At 57.6% G+C, this 17087-nt stretch carries 20 protein-coding genes; 1 reads left to right on the plus strand and 19 read right to left on the minus strand.

Going from position 1 to position 17087, the window contains the following annotated elements; all coding sequences use genetic code 11:
- Nucleotides 1–121: 121 nt before the first annotated feature.
- The 19 genes from dgoD to B347_RS0118945 all read right to left on the minus strand — a co-directional run bounded on the left by dgoD (nt 122) and on the right by B347_RS0118945 (nt 16294).
- Nucleotides 122–1270, minus strand: coding sequence for a galactonate dehydratase (gene dgoD / locus B347_RS0118855; protein WP_019411256.1), 1149 nt, complete (start codon nt 1268–1270; stop codon nt 122–124).
- 39 nt (nt 1271–1309) lie between these two features.
- Nucleotides 1310–1939, minus strand: coding sequence for a 2-dehydro-3-deoxy-6-phosphogalactonate aldolase (locus tag B347_RS0118860; protein WP_019411257.1), 630 nt, complete (start codon nt 1937–1939; stop codon nt 1310–1312).
- Between the two features lies 1 nt (nt 1940).
- The gene (locus B347_RS0118865; RefSeq protein WP_026014286.1) at nt 1941–2930 is read right to left on the minus strand and encodes a 2-dehydro-3-deoxygalactonokinase; all 990 of its coding nucleotides are present in this window, start codon (nt 2928–2930) and stop codon (nt 1941–1943) included.
- A 219-nt stretch (nt 2931–3149) separates the two neighbouring features.
- On the minus strand, nt 3150–3716 hold the full coding sequence (locus tag B347_RS0118870) for a DUF1285 domain-containing protein (protein ID WP_019411259.1): 567 nt from the start codon (nt 3714–3716) through the stop codon (nt 3150–3152).
- Nucleotides 3717–3731: 15 nt separating this feature from the next.
- Nucleotides 3732–4337 carry a DUF4823 domain-containing protein gene (locus B347_RS0118875; protein WP_019411260.1) on the minus strand — a complete coding sequence of 202 codons (606 nt, stop codon included), beginning with the start codon at nt 4335–4337 and terminating at the stop codon, nt 3732–3734.
- 145 nt (nt 4338–4482) lie between these two features.
- Nucleotides 4483–5451 (minus strand): GTP 3',8-cyclase MoaA, encoded by a 969-nt coding sequence (locus B347_RS0118880; protein ID WP_019411261.1) that lies wholly within the window; start codon nt 5449–5451, stop codon nt 4483–4485.
- Nucleotides 5452–5565: 114 nt separating this feature from the next.
- Entirely contained in the window at nt 5566–6207 is a 642-nt protein-coding gene (locus tag B347_RS0118885; protein ID WP_019411262.1) for a TetR/AcrR family transcriptional regulator, read from the minus strand.
- 327 nt (nt 6208–6534) lie between these two features.
- On the minus strand, nt 6535–7332 hold the full coding sequence (locus B347_RS0118890) for a TatD family hydrolase (RefSeq protein WP_019411263.1): 798 nt from the start codon (nt 7330–7332) through the stop codon (nt 6535–6537).
- Between the two features lie 49 nt (nt 7333–7381).
- Nucleotides 7382–8368, minus strand: coding sequence for a DNA polymerase III subunit delta' (locus B347_RS0118895; protein ID WP_019411264.1), 987 nt, complete (start codon nt 8366–8368; stop codon nt 7382–7384).
- Entirely contained in the window at nt 8361–8993 is a 633-nt protein-coding gene (tmk, locus tag B347_RS0118900) for a dTMP kinase (RefSeq protein WP_019411265.1), read from the minus strand. The genes B347_RS0118895 and tmk overlap by 8 nt, the downstream gene beginning before the upstream one ends.
- Before the next feature lie 22 nt (nt 8994–9015).
- The gene (gene mltG, locus B347_RS0118905; RefSeq protein WP_019411266.1) at nt 9016–10119 is read right to left on the minus strand and encodes an endolytic transglycosylase MltG; all 1104 of its coding nucleotides are present in this window, start codon (nt 10117–10119) and stop codon (nt 9016–9018) included.
- A 3-nt stretch (nt 10120–10122) separates the two neighbouring features.
- Complete coding sequence (gene pabC / locus B347_RS0118910) at nt 10123–10941, minus strand: aminodeoxychorismate lyase (protein ID WP_019411267.1); 819 nt, start codon at nt 10939–10941, stop codon at nt 10123–10125.
- Nucleotides 10941–12185, minus strand: a complete 1245-nt coding sequence (fabF, locus tag B347_RS0118915) for a beta-ketoacyl-ACP synthase II (protein WP_019411268.1) — start codon at nt 12183–12185, stop codon at nt 10941–10943. The genes pabC and fabF overlap by 1 nt, the downstream gene beginning before the upstream one ends.
- 111 nt (nt 12186–12296) lie before the next feature.
- Nucleotides 12297–12533, minus strand: a complete 237-nt coding sequence (acpP, locus tag B347_RS0118920; protein WP_004371293.1) for an acyl carrier protein — start codon at nt 12531–12533, stop codon at nt 12297–12299.
- A 191-nt stretch (nt 12534–12724) separates the two neighbouring features.
- The gene (fabG, locus tag B347_RS0118925; protein ID WP_019411269.1) at nt 12725–13468 is read right to left on the minus strand and encodes a 3-oxoacyl-ACP reductase FabG; all 744 of its coding nucleotides are present in this window, start codon (nt 13466–13468) and stop codon (nt 12725–12727) included.
- Between the two features lie 22 nt (nt 13469–13490).
- Nucleotides 13491–14429, minus strand: a complete 939-nt coding sequence (gene fabD / locus B347_RS0118930; protein WP_026014287.1) for an ACP S-malonyltransferase — start codon at nt 14427–14429, stop codon at nt 13491–13493.
- Nucleotides 14430–14555: 126 nt separating this feature from the next.
- Entirely contained in the window at nt 14556–15566 is a 1011-nt protein-coding gene (gene plsX, locus B347_RS0118935) for a phosphate acyltransferase PlsX (protein ID WP_019411271.1), read from the minus strand.
- 4 nt (nt 15567–15570) lie between these two features.
- Nucleotides 15571–15753, minus strand: coding sequence for a 50S ribosomal protein L32 (rpmF, locus tag B347_RS0118940; protein WP_003442519.1), 183 nt, complete (start codon nt 15751–15753; stop codon nt 15571–15573).
- A 13-nt stretch (nt 15754–15766) separates the two neighbouring features.
- The gene (locus tag B347_RS0118945) at nt 15767–16294 is read right to left on the minus strand and encodes a YceD family protein (protein WP_019411272.1); all 528 of its coding nucleotides are present in this window, start codon (nt 16292–16294) and stop codon (nt 15767–15769) included.
- A 105-nt stretch (nt 16295–16399) separates the two neighbouring features.
- Here B347_RS0118945 and B347_RS0118950 point away from each other — a divergent pair, with 105 nt between their 5' ends.
- On the plus strand, nt 16400–16978 hold the full coding sequence (locus B347_RS0118950) for a Maf family protein (protein ID WP_019411273.1): 579 nt from the start codon (nt 16400–16402) through the stop codon (nt 16976–16978).
- Nucleotides 16979–17087: the final 109 nt, after the last annotated feature.

Consider the following 17087-nt stretch of genomic DNA (forward strand, 5'->3'; position numbering starts at 1 on the left):
TCGACGCTGAATCTGTAGTCGCTGCCGCAGGCTGCGAGGGGGGCTACGGGGAGCTGAAGAAAACGGATTGCTACGCAACCCTTCGCAACCTTCGGCAACGACTACGCCGCGGTAAGCGGACTCACCATTCGGCAAAGCTGCCGTCGGCGTGGCGCCAGATAGGGTTGCGCCAGCGGTGACCGACGATCGCGCGTTCACGCACGTATTCTTCATTGATTTCGATACCCAGGCCCGGGCCGTTAGGAATTTTGACGTAGCCTTTGTCGTAGTCGAACACGGCCGGATCTTTGACGTAATCCAGCAGGTCGTTGCTTTCGTTGTAGTGGATCCCCAGGCTTTGTTCCTGGATGAAGGCGTTGTAGCACACCGCGTCCAGTTGCAAGCACGCGGCCAGTGCGATCGGCCCCAGCGGGCAGTGCAAGGCCAACGCGACGTCATAAGCTTCGGCCATGTTGGCGATTTTTCGGGTTTCAGTGATGCCGCCTGCGTGGGACGCATCCGGCTGAATAATGTCGACATAACCTTCGCTGAGCACGCGTTTGAAGTCCCAACGCGAGAACAGCCGCTCGCCCAGGGCAATCGGGGTGCTGGTCAACGGCGCCAGCTCTTTAAGCGCTTCGTAGTTTTCGCTGAGCACCGGCTCTTCGATAAACATCAGTTTGTACGGGTCCAATTCTTTCATCAGCACTTTGGCCATCGGCTTATGCACACGGCCGTGGAAGTCCACGCCGATGCCCACGTTCGGCCCCACTGCATCACGCACTGCCGCCACGTTGGCCAGCGCTAGGTCGACTTTTTCAAAGCTATCAACAAACTGCAGCTCTTCTGTGCCGTTCATTTTGACCGCCGTAAAACCACGGCTGACCGCCTCTTTGGCGGCTTTGGCAGTGTCGGCCGGACGGTCGCCGCCGATCCAGGAGTACACGCGAATTTTGTCGCGCACTTGGCCACCCAGCAAATCACTAACCGAAACGCCTAATGCCTTGCCCTTGATGTCCCACAACGCCTGATCAATACCCGCCAGCGCGCTCATGTGCACGGCGCCGCCCCGGTAGAAACCACCGCGGTAGAGCACAGTCCAGATGTCTTCGATGTTGCGCGGGTCTTTGCCGATCAGATAATCCGACAGTTCATCCACGGCGGCGGCTACGGTGTGGGCACGGCCTTCGACCACGGGCTCGCCCCAGCCGGTCACGCCTTCATCAGTTTCGATCTTCAGGAACAACCAGCGCGGCGGAACCAGAAACGTTGTGAGCTTGGTAATTTTCATCGTGTTGTCTCTCTTGTTCGATGGGGGCGCAAGCGCCAATCAATCAGCCTGACGCCCTGCATCCCAGGCGTTCACATAGGCCTTGGCGCGAACCGCCACGTCTTCAGGGCTCATACCGGGCTTGAACAGCCCCGAACCCAAACCAAAACCGGACACGCCAGCCTCCAAAAACACCTGCATGTTGTCCGGGGTAATCCCGCCGACCGGGATTAATAAGGTTCCAGCTGGCAACACTGCGAGCCAGGCCTTGACCACGGCCGGGAACATTTGCTCGGCCGGGAACATTTTCAGCACGTGTGCCCCTTCTGCCAAAGCAGCAAAGGCTTCGGTTGGCGTGGCGACGCCCGGCGAAAGGTACAACCCGGCCGCCTTGGCAGCCCGCAAGACCTTGGCATCGCTGTGGGGCATCACAATCACCTGCCCACCTGCGGCCTTGACCTGCTCCACCTGCTCAGGCGTTAACACGGTTCCCGCACCCACCAGACAATCGGCGGGCAAGCTGTCGCGCAGTATGCGAATGCTGTCGTAAGGCTGCGGAGAATTGAGCGGGACTTCGAGCACACGAAAACCGGCGTCGTACAACACGTTGCCGATGGCCTGCGCTTCTTGCGGACGCAGACCACGAAGAATCGCGATCAGTCCGTTCTTTGCCAGTGCTTGCTTGAGCATCTCAGCCCTCCGTTTGCATGTGGTGGAGTAACCCGGCGGCGTGGGCCAGGTGCCATAAACCCTGTTCGGTCGCCTGTTCTGCCAGTCTCACGTCAGCGAAGCCGCAAGCATCCAGTGCCTGCTGGTAGCGGTCACAGAGTTGGGAATTGCCAATCAGAATAATCGCGGGCAACGGCTGATCGCCTCGGCGCTGGCGCAACACTCGGCCCAAGGCAGACAGTTCATGACCGATCAACAGACCAGAGACGTAATCGGGCTGCTGCGTGGGCGCCAGTTGCCCGGTGAGCCCGAGCGTTCGGGCGCTGAACAACGTCGACAGCGGCCCGAGCTGCCCATCGGGGGACAGTGCCACGTGCACACCACGTTCGAAGGCGGCGCGATCAAATTGTCCGGTGTGCTGCTGGGTGCGGCCCAGAATGGTGTGTTCACACACGGCGGCGTACAACTCGCCGGTCATGAAGGTATCGAAATGCACCAGACAGCCGTCCTGCACCTGCACCCATTTGGAATGGCTACCGGGCAAGCCGATCAGGCAGTCGTTAAGGTGCGGCTGGCGTTGCATCACGCCCAGCACTTGAGTTTCTTCGCCGCGCATCACGTTGGGTAAGGCCGAGCGCTGAATCACCCCGGGCACGATGTGCACATCCACCCCGCGCACGCTGCGTGTTGTTTGCAACGCGGTGCTCAGTGCATTAAGGCTGGCCGGGGTGTCGCGATAAGGAGCCTCGCGCCAGCCTTGAGCGCTGCCAACCATGCCACAGGCAATCACCGGGATGCCGGGGTTGGCGTCGAGCCAGTCGCCGCACGCCTCGTCGAATGCCAGCTCAAAACCGTCAGCGCACAACTGGCCTGCCACCTGGCGAGGCGTCGTCGGTAATTGCATGATCCCGCACGCCAGCGAGCGCATGTTCTGCACCTGCCCTGCGGGACCGAGTAAGTAAGCACGAAGGGACGTAGTTCCCCAATCGAGCGCGATTAATTGCGCCTGCATCGCTTCACCTGTTTTGTTTTTAGCAGTGAATGCTGTGAATCAGTGCGGGCGACTATAAACCTGAGCGGATATAAATCTCAATATATAAATATAACTCCCACATAGTGGGATTTTAAGGTGCGCAAAATGCGTGGAGAAACGAACTTGCTCGCGATCTTTTAAAAGATCGCGAGCAATCGAGCGTCGACCGGCTGCTCCTACACGGGAAACAGGTGTTTTTTAGACCGGCTCTGGGCCTATGGGAAAGAACTCACCGCTGCTCCACACGCCTAACCAGACTTGGCCATCAAGGGTCCGCGACACGGCCAGCTCAATCAGTTGGTAAAACACATTGCGATGGATCAGCGCTTCAAGGTTGCGCCGCACCAGCAAGTAAGGTGCAGGCTCTTGGGTGTCGGGATCGATCACTACGCGCAAGGGATGCTGGCTGTCGGCGGTAATTTGTTCATCCACGTTGGTGGTAAACCGCAACACTTGCTGCTCGCCCTGCCCTTCAACGTCCAACGTCACCGCGACAAACGGTGCGTCATCGACTTTGATCCCGACTTTTTCCACCGGGGTGATCAAAAAGTAATCATCACCATCGCGGCGAATGATCGTCGAAAACAGTTTGACCATTGGCTTTCGCCCAATCGGCGTGCCCATGTAGTACCAAGTACCATCACGGGCAATGCGCATGTCGATGTCGCCGCAAAACGCCGTGTCCCAGAGATGAACCGGTGGCAGCCCCTTGTCGGCTTTGGGGATTTGCGCCAACAGGTTACTGACGTCTACCGGCTCACTCATGCTGCTCTCCTCGACTTATTGATCGCTCAAGCCTATCAAGCTGCGCGCGTACTTAGCCAGCGGCGGGCCAATCAGGTCGGCCGGCTTGTTGTCATGGAACGTCAGCAAACCGCCACGGCTGCGAATGGTCGCGGTGTCAATCAGGTACTGGGTGCTGGTTTCGATCAGCATCACCTGGATCACCCCGCTGTCGATGCCCAAGCGGCTGACGTCTTCTTGGTCGAGCCATTCGTCGCTGTTGCCGATGCGGTCGTCAGCCCGGGCAAAACGTGTGAACAACAAGTAATGCGCGCCAAAACCACGGGCTTCAGCCATCGCTTGATCAAGCCCTAACGGCGCCTTAGCTCGGCGCACCATCGGGAAGTATTCGACGAAGCCATTAAACGCTTCTTCGGCCACAATATTGGGCCGCACGTAAGGGTCGCCGATCGGAGCAAAAGGCCCTTGAGCGATGTAGATAAAAGAGTCCGGCTGGATACGCAGCGAGTTTGTACGCCGCGTATTGCTGTGATCAAGCAGACCGGCGTCACTCATTTGATAGCGGGCGCCCTCTCCCATATCGCTGACCGTCATACAGCCGCCCAGCGCTAATAAAGCCAGCACCCCAAACAGACTACGCATCCCATTCTCCCGATGGCCGGCGACAGAAATCCGGCGAATAGTCGCGTAATGCAGTTTGCGCGCCAGACCTCACCAAACACAGAAACTGTAGGCGCTGCCGGAGGCGCTTCGCGGCCTTCGGCAGCGGCCACAAGGGAGGCACCTGTTACCCGCCGATGATTTTCATCACGGTGGCGCCGCCTGAGAACGCGATGTCCTGCTTATCACTCAAGGCCCTCACTAACAGACCTTGCAGCGCTGGCAGGGCTTCATGACGCGGTTTGTTCAGCAGGTCACCCACATAGTGGCGATTGCTCGACGACAAGCAGCCATGCAGCCAGCCGGTCGAGGACAAACGTAAACGCGAGCATGTTCGGCAAAATGGCACGCTTTCGTTGGCAATGACGCCAAAATAACCGTGACCTGGGATGTGATAACGCACCGCTGTGGCATCTATTGGCGCATCGGCTTGCAGGTATTCGTAGCGCTCGCCAATCAACGACAACAGCTGTTGTAGGCTGACAAACTGTTGCACAAAGCCATTGTTGTCGCTGGCCAAGTGCCCCATGCGCATCAGTTCGATAAACCGCAGTTCGTAACCACGCTCAAGGCAAAACTCCAGCAACGGCATGACCTGATCGAGGTTTTGCCCGCGCAGCGGCACCATGTTGACCTTGATTTTCATCCCAGCGGCACTGGCTTGCCGCATGCCGTCCAGCACCGTCGGCAAATCTCCGCCGCGAGCAATGCTGCGAAACGCTGCTGCGTCGAGGGTATCAAGGGACACGTTGAGCCGACGAATGCCAGCATCGAGCAATAGCGGCAATTTGCGTGCAAGCAACTGCCCGTTAGTCGTCAGGCTGATATCACTCAAGCCCAACTGGCCGACGTCACGCATAAAGGTTTCGAGTTTTGGACTGACCAGCGGCTCTCCGCCGGTGATGCGCAAGCGCTCAATCCCAGCCGCTTCAATCAGGTAAGCCACCCCGCGCACCATGGCCTCAGCCGAGAGTTCGTGCTGTGCCGCCACCAGCCGCTTGCCGTTGGGCACGCAGTAGGTGCAGGCGTAGTTACAGGCAGAAGTCAGACTGATACGCAAATTGCGGAAGCGTCTGCCTTGGCGGTCAACAATCATGGATAACTCCGGCGCGAGGGGCACAGGTCCTGCCAGAACCTGATTCACGCATCACGTTCTGGCAGGGCCAAGCCTGAGTATAGGCCTCACGGCAATCGGCAACGCAGGGAAAACCTACTCGACCGCTGGCGTATCAGTGTCACGCTTACGCTTGTTGCCCATGCGTACACCGATGTCCATCAGAAACTGGAAGAAACCTTCCTGATCTTCCAGCACATTGCTCCAGAACGGCGAGTGGTACAGCGCCACAGCACCGTGTACCAAGGCCCAGGCGGCGCAATAGTGGAAGTAAGGCGGTACGTCTTCAAGCTTGCCTTCACTGATCCGCCCCTTAATCAACAGGGTCAAACGCTCAAAGTTTGAGGCACGGATTTTGTGCAACTCCTCAACCAGCTCAGGCACTTGATTGCCTTTGACGACTTTCTCTTCCAGGCGATCAAACAAACGATAACGCTGGGGGTCACGCATGCGAAATTCAAAGTAGGCACGTGACAGCGCTTCTTTGTCTCTATCAACGTCAGCGGAATGCAACAGCTCGTTCAAGTCACGCTCATAGTCGAGCATCAGGCGCAGATAGATCTCGGCCTTGGACTTGAAGTGCTTGTAGATCGTGCCTTTGCCAATACCCACGGCATCAGCAATCATCTCGACGGTGACACTGTCTTCACCTTCTTCGAGGAACAGCTTGAGCGCGGTATCGAGAATTTCTTGCTCGCGGCGACGAAACTCACGGACCTTACGGGGTTCTTTGTGCATAAGAAAAGGTCTGTAGGGGTCAAAATAGAAGCGGAGTATTATGCATTAGTCACGCTAAATTGCACGGACCATCCTGCACGCCGATCTTTGCAGATGAATTCAGATAAACAGATTGAGCACTCAAACGAATCACGCGTATTCCAAATCTGTTTAAAAACCGATCAAACGGCTACTGGACGTTCGACAAAGCTGACCAATACTTAGGAGGTCGACGCTGCATCCCCCCCAAGTGCAACGTTGACGATTAAGGCAGCATTGGATGTGTGCCTTTGTTTTACTCCTAATGGTCTTAACCCGGATTCCCCAGAGTCCGGGTTTTTTTTGCCTTTATTTGTAGGAGCGAGCTTTAACGCGGGCCAGTGGGAACAGGCGCTTGAAGTTTTCAGTGGTCTGTTCGGCAAAGCGCTCGTAAGACTCGCCGCGAAGCATGGCCAAAAACTCTGCCACTTCACGCACGTATTGCGGCAGATTCGGCTTGCCTCGATAGGGGATCGGGGCCAGGTAAGGCGAGTCAGTCTCGACCAGCAGGCGATCCGCCGGCACCTTGCTGGCCACATCACGTAGAGCATCGGCGTTGCGGAAGGTCACAATTCCCGACAGCGAGATGTAATAACCCATGTCCAGTGCAGCCTTGGCCATGTCCCAATCTTCAGTAAAGCAATGCAGCACACCGGCCTGGGGCAATGCCGCTTCACGCAGCAACGCCAGGGTATCTGCGCGCGCACCACGGGTGTGGATAACCACAGGCTTGCCGGTCTGCTGGGCCGCCTCCAAGTGAACCCGGAACGACAGTTGCTGCAACTCGGCCGCTTCAGGCTCGTAGTGATAGTCCAGCCCGGTTTCACCAATCGCAACCACCTGCGGGTGGCTCAATTCGCCCAGCAACCAATCCAGCGCAGGCGCGGCGCCGGGCTGAACGTCCAACGGGTGAACCCCCACCGAACAATCCACGTCGCTATAACGCTCGGTCAGGGCTTTGACGTCAGCGGCGTTGTCAGCGCTCACGCCGATGCACAAAAAATGTCCGACTCCGCGTTGACGCGCAGCTTCCAGAGCGGCGTCCAGCGAGCCGTCATGGGCGTTCAGATCAAGGCGATCGAGGTGGCAATGGGAGTCAACCAACATACAAAATTTACCTACCTACGTTTTTAACAAAGAGCACATTTCAATCAAATCAGCGCTGTCCGGGCAGGCTTGCCCATTGCACCAGTAACGCTTCGACCAATAAATCACGGTTAAGGTTGGCCTTGCTCAATACTTTTTGGCGTTGGGCAAGAATCCAGTCTTGAATGGTCAGAACCTTGTCTTGCGGGGTCTTCTGCGCCAGGTATTGCAACACTTTGCGCATATCTTCCAGCCCTAGGCCGTTTTCGTCCGCAGTCAGTTGATAACGCAGGAGCAGACTCGACCAGTCGCAAAACCAGTCAAACAGCAGCAACAGCGGGATAGTTTTCCAGCTTTCAGTTAATTGGCTGGCTGACATCTCGCGCTTGAGCAGTTTTTTAACGCCCTCCACCACGGCCGCACGCTGTTCGCGCACGCCCTGCGCCTGCAACTTGACGGCGGCCAACGGCGAGCCCGCCGCCAATGTCAGCAATTGCACGCGCTCGTCCGCGCTGCACTCAGGCAAGGCATTGGCCAGCCACTCCAAACTCATAGCCTGGCTGGGCAACGGGCAGACTTGCTGTACGCAACGGCTGCGAATGGTCGGCAACAACCGGCTCGACTGGTGGCTGACCAGCAGCAACACCGTGTCGCCGGAGGGCTCTTCAAGGCTTTTGAGCAGCGCATTGGCCGCATTGATGTTCATCGATTCTACCGGCTCGACCAACACCACCTTGCGCCCGCCCAACTGTGCGGTCTGCACCACAAAGCTGACCAGATCACGGACCTGATCGACTTTGATCGCCTTATCCGCTTCTTCGGGCTCAAGAATGTAGTTGTCAGGATGGCTGCCGGCGGCCAGCAGCGAGCAGGACTTGCAACTGCCACAGGCTTCAAGCCCGACCGGCGACTTGCACAGCAGGCTGGCCATCAGGCGCTCGGCCAGCGCCCGCTTGCCAATGCCCGCAGGCCCGTGCAACAAATACGCGTGTGCATGCTGCGCGCGGCCCGCCAACTGCTGCCAGAGGCTGTCCTGCCATGGATAGGCCTCAGCCACGGTATAGATCCAGCAATTGCGGCAGCAAAGTGTCGAGCTGCACCTGTACGTTCTCCAGCGATTGCGCCGCATCGATCAGACGGTAGCGCTCGGGGGCCGCTTCAGCCCGCTTGAGGTAGGTGCTACGCACGGCATCAAAGAAGGTGCGGCCTTCCTGCTCAAAACGGTCCAGCCGTCCACGGGCGCTAGCGCGCGCCATGCCCACTTCAATCGGCAGATCAAACACCAGCGTCAGATCAGGGCGCAATGTGCTTTGGACAAAGGTCTCCAGTGTGGCGATGCGCGCTTGAGACAAGCCGCGACCGCCGCCCTGATACGCGTAAGTGGCATCGGTAAAGCGATCACACAGCACCACCGCACCACGGGCTAGCGCTGGGCGGATCACGTGTGCCAAGTGTTGGGCACGGGCCGCGAACACCAACAGCAGCTCGGTGTCGGCACACATGGCCTCTTCACTGGGTGCCAACAGTAATTCGCGGATCCGCTCGGCCAGCGGCGTGCCGCCGGGTTCGCGGGTCAGCACCACGTCGATACCCGCGGCGCGCAGACGCTCGGCCAGGTATTCGCGATTAGTGCTCTTGCCCGCGCCTTCGGGGCCTTCCAAGGTAATAAACAAGCCAGTCACAGGCAGCAATCCTTAATCAGTGTCATTGCGGGCTTGGCACGTCGGCCGGAGCAGGCGCAGCAGCGGGTTCAGCAGCCGGTTCTGCCGCAGGCGTCGGCGCAGGGCTTGAGCGGTAATCTGCGCGGCGTTTGATCTGGAACTCGCGCACCGCATTGTTGTGCGCATCCAAATTATCGGAAAACGTGTGGCTGCCATCGCCCTTAGCCACGAAGTACAGGCTGGTGCCGCTCACCGGGTGCAAGGCGGCATGAATCGCTTCACGCCCCACCATCGCGATCGGCGTCGGCGGCAAACCGGGAATGGTGTAGGTGTTGTAAGGCGTAGGCTCACGCAAATGGGCCCGGGTCAGTTTGCCGTTGTAGCGCTCGCCCAGACCATAGATCACAGTTGGATCGGTTTGCAGGGGCATGCCGATTTTCATCCGGCGCACAAAGACTCCAGCAATTTGCCCGCGCTCTTGTGGCACGCCGGTTTCTTTCTCGACCAGCGAGGCCATGATCAGCGCTTGATACGGGTCAGCATAGGGGACTTCAGGGTCACGCTGCTCCCACTCCTGCGCCAAGACTTTCTCCAAGCGCTCGTAAGCTTTTTCCAGTAATTGGGCGTCGGTCATGCCACGCACGAAACGATAGGTATCAGGAAAAAAGCGCCCTTCGGGAAATTCACCCGGATGCCCCAGCTTTGCCATGACTTCGCTGTCGCTCAGGCCATCGAGGGTCTGCTCGATTTTTTCATGCTTGGCCAATGCGCTGCGCAACTGCCGAAAATTCCAGCCTTCAACCAAGGTCAGGCTGTATTGCACGACTTCGCCCCGCTGCCACAGACCAATCAGGTCTTGCGCGGTCATACCGGGGGTCATGCGGTATTCGCCGCTGTGCAGGGGCTGACCGTCCAAATTAAAACGCCAGTACAGGCGCAGCCAAAACGCGCCTTGCAGCGTGTCATTAGCCTCTAGACGGTTGAATGTACCGGTCGGGGTAGCGCCTGTCGGAACGTCAAGCAGTTGCTCTTGCGTCAGGTTGAGCGGTTGCTCCAACGCCGAATTGAGCTTCCAGGCGCTTACGCCCAGCACCAAGCCCGCCAGCACCAGACCAATCTCCAGCAGCACTAAGAATTTACGTTTCACGAATCAAACATCCAATAGGGCGCGAGCAATGCCTTGCAGTTTACGGGTGAGTGGCCCCACCGGCCAGCTCAGGTCTGCAAACGCGCGTACGGGCCAAATGCCATACACGCTGTTGCAAAGGAAGAGTTCATCGGCCTGTTGCAGCTGCACAAGGCTAATGTCAGTGATTTGATAGGGTATCGCCAGCCGTTCGGCCTCAGCCAGCAGCGCATGCCGCATCACTCCGGCCACACCGCATCGCTGCAAGTCGGCAGTGATCAAGACCCCGTCACTCACCAAAAACAGGTTGCTGAACACCCCTTCAATCACCCGCCCCGAGGTATCGCGCATCAAGCCCTCGGCATAGGCCGGGTCTTGCCATTCGGCGCGCGCAATGACTTGTTCAAGGCGATTAAGGTGTTTGAGCCCCGCCAGCAGCGGCTGCTCGGCTAAACGTGTGGCGCAATCAAACAGCTGAACCCCATGCGAGGCATAGGCCTGCGGGTAAGCAGCGGCAGGGTTGGCTTGAAGAATTCGTCGAGGCGCAGCCTCTGGAGAAACGCTATAACCACGCTGGCTGTCGCCACGGGTCAGGATGAGCTTCATGACGCCCTCGCCCATCGCTTGCGCATAGGTCAGCAATTCGCTGCGGATCAAGGTGTGATCCGCAACAATCGCTAGCCGGGAGCAACCGAGCGCCAGACGCTGCAGGTGCAGGTCCAGCAACAGCGGTTGGCCAGCACTGACCGCAATGGTCTCGAACAGGCCATCACCGTAGGCCAGCCCACGGTCTTTAAGCGACATCAAGGCGTTCGCTGGCTGACCGTCGACCCAGCTTTGCATCAGTCGGCGTACCGGCGGAACACCAGCGAACCGTTGGTACCGCCAAAACCGAAGGAGTTGGACAACACCACATCAATCGGCATTTCACGCGCGGTGTGCGCCACGAAATCCAGGTCACAGCCTTCATCCGGCTCATCGAGGTTGATGGTCGGCGGGGCTACTTGGCTGTTGATGGCCAGCACGCTGAAGATCGCCTCAACGGCGCCCGCAGCACCCAGCAAGTGACCGGTCATGGATTTGGTCGAACTCACAGCCAGCTTGTAGGCGTGGTCGCCAAACACCGACTTGATCGCCGACACTTCAGCCAGGTCGCCTGCAGGCGTCGAGGTGCCGTGAGCATTGATGTACTGCACTTGATCAGCGTTCACTCGAGCATCGCGCAACGCATTGGTGATGCAGCGAGCGGCACCCGCGCCATCAGCCGGAGGCGACGTCATGTGGAACGCATCACCGCTCATGCCAAAGCCAATCAACTCGGCATAAATGGTGGCACCACGCGCCTTGGCGTGTTCAAGCTCTTCAAGCACCAACGCACCAGCACCATCAGAGAGTACAAAGCCATCACGGCCTTTATCCCATGGACGGCTGGCACGGGCTGGGTCGTCGTTACGCGTCGACAGTGCACGCGAGGCGCCGAAGCCGCCCATGCCAAGACCGCAGGCTGCCATTTCGGCACCGCCGGCAATCATCACGTCAGCTTCGCCATAAGCAATGTTGCGCGCCGCCATGCCGATGCAGTGCGTACCCGTGGTACACGCTGTGGCAATGGCGTAGTTAGGCCCCTGTGTACCCAAGTGGATAGACAGAAACCCGGAAATCATATTGATGATCGAACCGGGCACGAAAAACGGGGAAATCCGTCGCGGGCCTTGCTCGTGCAAGGTACGGCTGGTTTCTTCGATATTGGTCAAACCGCCAATACCGGATCCCATCGCCACACCAATACGCTCACGATTGGCATCGGTCACTTCAAGCCCGGCGTTACGCACCGCCTGAAAGCCAGCTGCCAGACCGTACTGAATAAACAGGTCAAGTTTTCGGGCCTCTTTGACGGAGAGGTAATCCTCAACGTTAAAGCCCTGAACCGAGCCGCCAAATCGGGTGGAATAGGCAGAAAGATCCGTGTGTTCGATCAGACCAATGCCACTTCGGCCTGCCAGAATGCCTTGCCAGGTGCTTGGTACATCTGCCCCCAGTGGCGACAACATCCCCATACCGGTGACTACGACGCGTCTACGCGACACAGCACTCTCCTTTATTCTATTGACGACACTTTGCAACACGCCTAAAGAAAAAACCGCACGCCATAGCGGCAGTGCGGTTTTTCCATGACAGCGCGCAGCGATTACAAACTATTAAGCCTGGTGGCTAGTAACGTAATCGATAGCGGCTTGTACAGTAGTGATCTTTTCAGCTTCTTCGTCAGGAATCTCAGTCTCGAATTCCTCTTCCAGAGCCATCACAAGCTCAACGGTGTCAAGGGAGTCGGCACCCAGGTCTTCAACGAAGGAAGCGCTGTTGGTCACTTCTTCTTCTTTAACGCCCAGTTGCTCGGCAACGATTTTCTTGACGCGCTCTTCGATGGTGCTCATACCTTGTTTTCACTCCTAATGGACAAATTCAGGCAGCTGGCCAGTGGGCAAGTGTATCGAAAGGCTTTTCAGTTTTTCAACTGAAAGCTTTGAACTTACCCATCAATAACCGACTACCTATAAATAGATTGCAGCTTTATAACGGATTTTAGACAGCTCGTATGACATTTTTTTGAAGCAATCCGTCACATTTAACTCATGTACATCCCGCCGTTGACCGGAATTGTAGCTCCAGTCACGTAGGCTGCACCGTCTGAAGCCAAGAAAGCGACCACGCTTGCGATCTCTTGAGCCTGACCCAAACGGCCCAGCGGAATCTGCGCCTGCAAGGCTTCACGCTGTGCTTCTGGCAACTCACGGGTCATATCAGTGTCGATGAACCCCGGTGCTACTGAGTTGACAGTGATCGAGCGCGAGCCCACTTCACGGGCCAGTGCACGGCTAAAACCTTCAAGGCCGGCCTTGGCGGCGGCATAGTTTACTTGGCCTGCGTTGCCCATGGCACCCACAACAGAGCCAATACTGATAATTCGTCCCCAACGGGCTTTGGTCATGCCGCGCAAAACGCCCTTGGACAGACGGAACAGACTGTTCAAGTTGGTATCGACAACGTCATGCCACTCGTCGTCTTTCATGCGCATCATCAGGTTATCGCGGGTGATGCCAGCATTATTAACCAAGATTGCCGGCGCGCCGAACTGTTCTTGGATGCTCGCCAAGACCGCAGCAACGGATTCATCACTGGTGACATTGAGTTCCATGCCAGTGCCTTGAATACCGTTTTCTTTCAGGGTGGCAGCAATACGCTCAGCACCGGAGGCCGAAGTCGCTGTGCCAATAACCACGGCGCCCTGACGACCCAACTCCAACGCGATCGCCTGGCCAATACCACGGCTAGCGCCCGTTACCAGTGCAACTTTACCTTGCAAGCTCATGCAGGCTTCTCCTAATTCAGATTCAGGCCAGCGCCACGCGAGCAGCAGCGAAGGCATCTGGGGTATTCAAATTGTGCGTCGTTACGCCATCAGCGCAACGCTTGCTGATGCCAACCAGGACTTTGCCCGGACCGCACTCAACCAACTCAACCGGACCATTGCTCGCCAGGTACTGTATCGACTCAACCCAACGCACAGGCTTGTACAACTGCTCAAGCAGATCGCGCTTGAGCGTAGACAGATCTGCGGCAACACCAGCGCTGACGTTTTGCACCAGCGGGATTTGCGGCGCTTGCCAGTCGATTGCTTCGATGGACTCAGCAAAACGCTCAGCCGCAGGGCGCATCAGTTCGCAGTGCGACGGGACGCTCACCGGCAACGGCAAGGCACGCTTGGCGCCACGCGCCTTGCAGTTTTCCATGGCGCGCTCAACCGCGGCCTTGGCACCGGCGATCACAACTTGGCCTGGCGAGTTGAAGTTCACGGCGCTGACCACTTCGCCCTGAGCCGATTCGGCGCAGGCTGCTAGCACATCAGCATCGTCCAACCCCAGAATCGCAGCCATGGCGCCCTGCCCGGCCGGCACGGCTTCTTGCATCAAGCGGCCACGGCGCTCAACCAGCTTCACGGCATCTGCCAAACTCAGGCAGCCAGCCGCAACCAGCGCGCTGTACTCACCCAAACTATGGCCCGCAACGAAGTCAGGACGCTTACCACCCTGAGCCAGCCACAGACGCCACAGGGCAATCGAGGCGGTCAGAATGGCCGGCTGAGTAATATCGGTTTGGTTGAGCTGTTCTGCAGGGCCGTCCTGGGTCAATGCCCACAGGTCGTACCCTAAAGCGTCAGACGCCTCTTTAAATGTTTCCAGGGCCAGCGGATGTTCCGCGCCCAGCTCGGCCAGCATGCCGAGGGACTGCGAACCTTGCCCTGGAAAGACGAATGCGAGGGATGTAGACATGTAACAAGCCCCTAATAATCTTGTCGTCGGTGAATTGACGTCGCGCACTGGCGGACGCAAGAAACTGACAGTTGGATGGCAGATTGGACTGAGCGGTCACATTTAAGCACTCGTCCGACAAATCGCCTACGGTAACAACCCTTCAAGGCGTCCATGTAACCGCTTTGGCAGGTCTTCATGGATTTCAATCAATGCGCGCTCTATCGCACTTTGAAAGCCCTGAGCACCTGCCGAACCGTGACTCTTAATAACAATGCCCTGCAACCCCAAAAAGCTTGCCCCGTTGTGCCGCGCAGGCGCCAACTCAGCCTGCAGGCGTCGCATCAGCGGCAACGCCAACGCACCAACCAACCTACTGAACAGCGTGCGCTTGAACACCGCTTCGAGGCGACTGGAAATCATCGTCGCCAAGCCTTCGCTGGATTTGAGCAAGATATTGCCAACAAATCCGTCACACACCACGACGTCCGCCTCGCCTCGATAAACACCATCACCCTCGACAAAGCCTATGTAGTTCAGCCCGGATGCAGCCTGCAACAAGACCGCCGCCTCCTTAACCTGCTGATTACCTTTAACGTCTTCAGTACCAATATTGAGCAGGGCGACCCGAGGACGAGGAACGCCCAACGCCTGCGCCGCCACCGAGCCCATGACTGCGAACTGAAACAGTTGTTCGGCCGTGCAATCGACATTGGCGCCCAAGTCCAGCACCTGACAATAGCCGGCCTGTGTTGGAACAGCGGCCACCATCGCTGGACGATCAATACCCGGCAAGGTTTTAAGCACATGCCGCGACAACGCCATCAGCGCACCGGTATTGCCGGAACTCACACACGCCTGGACCTTGCCATCACGCAACAACTCCAACGCCACTCTCATCGAGGAATCAGGCTTGCCGCGCAAGGCGTGCGAAGGCCGTTCACTCATAGAGATGACTTCAGAGGCTGGGGTAATGGTCAGGCGCGAGCGATCCACAGCCGTATGGCTACTGATCAAGTCTTCAAGCAATGAGGGTTGACCGACGAGGGTCAGATGCAGCGAGGGCGTAGCAGAAAGGCAAGCAATGCAAGCCTGAACAATGCTGCGGGGACCGAAGTCCCCGCCCATTGCGTCGATCGCGATGACCTGAGCGGACAAGTGATTACTCGTCAGCGCCCTTGTCGATCACTTTACGGCCACGGTATACGCCTTCTGGCGATACGTGGTGACGCAGGTGAATTTCACCGGTGGTTTTTTCTACAGACAGAGTGCTAGCCGAAAGAGCATCGTGCGAACGACGCATGTCACGGGCAGAGCGGGATTTTTTGTTCTGCTGAACAGCCATAATTGATTAACTCCTAAACGTTTGGGTCACGCTTTAACTGCGCCAATACACTGAACGGGTTGGACCGCGTTACCTCGTCCTCGCCTGGTTCGGGCTCATCGAGACCCGCCGGCTGCTGGCATTCTTCCGGATGATGAGCAGGCACAATGGGCAAGGCGAGCAGAAGCTCCTCCTCGATCAGTGACTGCAGATCCAAAGGATCTTCGCCCAGTTCCAGCACGTCATAACCTTTCGGTAACGACTGGGTATTCGCACCCTCTTTCACCACAGCATAACTGCACTCGCTGTGGATCGGCAGGGTGACCAGCTCAAGACAACGCTGGCAAACCATCTTGACCTCGACGTCGATGGAGCTGTGTATTACCACAGATCTTCGCTCGTCGCGCTCAAAAACAAATTTAGCCTGGACCACACCGACATTGTCGGAAAGCGGGTCGCAGAGTCTCTCCAAATCAGCCAGCAGCACTTCACCTTGAAGGGTAGTGCCACGATCAGCTAATTTGCGCGGGTCAACGTGAGGTGGAATCGGGTCATTCAACATAGGCGCAGCATTCTAGGGACGACCCCCTCGCGTGTCAAAGGAAATTGTACCTGTGCGACAACCGATACTCTCGCTAGAATTCCCGGCCGCCTACAGGAGTCGCGCATGCTACCTCTATTACTCGCTTCAAGCTCGGTTTATCGCCGCGAACTGCTGTCGCGCCTGCGACTGACTTTCAGCTGCAGTTCACCCGACATCGACGAGAGCCACCGCCTTGGCGAGCCCGCTCACGAGCTGGTTAAACGCCTATCCCTGGAAAAAGCCCAGGCACTTGCCACAAGCCATCCCGCGCACCTGATCATCGGTTCCGACCAGGTCGCTGTACTCAACGACCAGATCATCGGTAAGCCCCACACCTTCGACAAGGCCCGCCAGCAACTGCTGAACGCCAGCGGCGCCAGTGTGACCTTCCTTACCGGCCTGACCCTACTCAACAGCCAGAACGGCCAGTACCAGACCGACTGCGTACCCTTTACCGTTCACATGCGCACACTCACCTCAGAACAGATCGAACGCTACCTGCACGCAGAAGAGCCCTACGACTGCGCAGGCAGCTTTAAAGCAGAAGGTTTGGGCGTGAGCCTGTTCCAGCGCACCGAAGGCGATGACGCTACCAGCCTCGTGGGTTTGCCACTGATACGCCTGGTCGACATGCTGCTGGCCCAAGGCGTTGATATTCCGTGACCCGCATCACTGGCGCCACACCTCGGCGACAGCCCTCAGCAGCAAAACGGACAGTACACGCGTAAAAAAACCGGCAACCACATGAGCGCCGGTTTAATTAAGAAGCCAA

Origin of the sequence: Pseudomonas psychrophila HA-4 (genome assembly GCF_000282975.1) — a bacterium.
Lineage (GTDB): Bacteria > Pseudomonadota > Gammaproteobacteria > Pseudomonadales > Pseudomonadaceae > Aquipseudomonas > Aquipseudomonas psychrophila_A.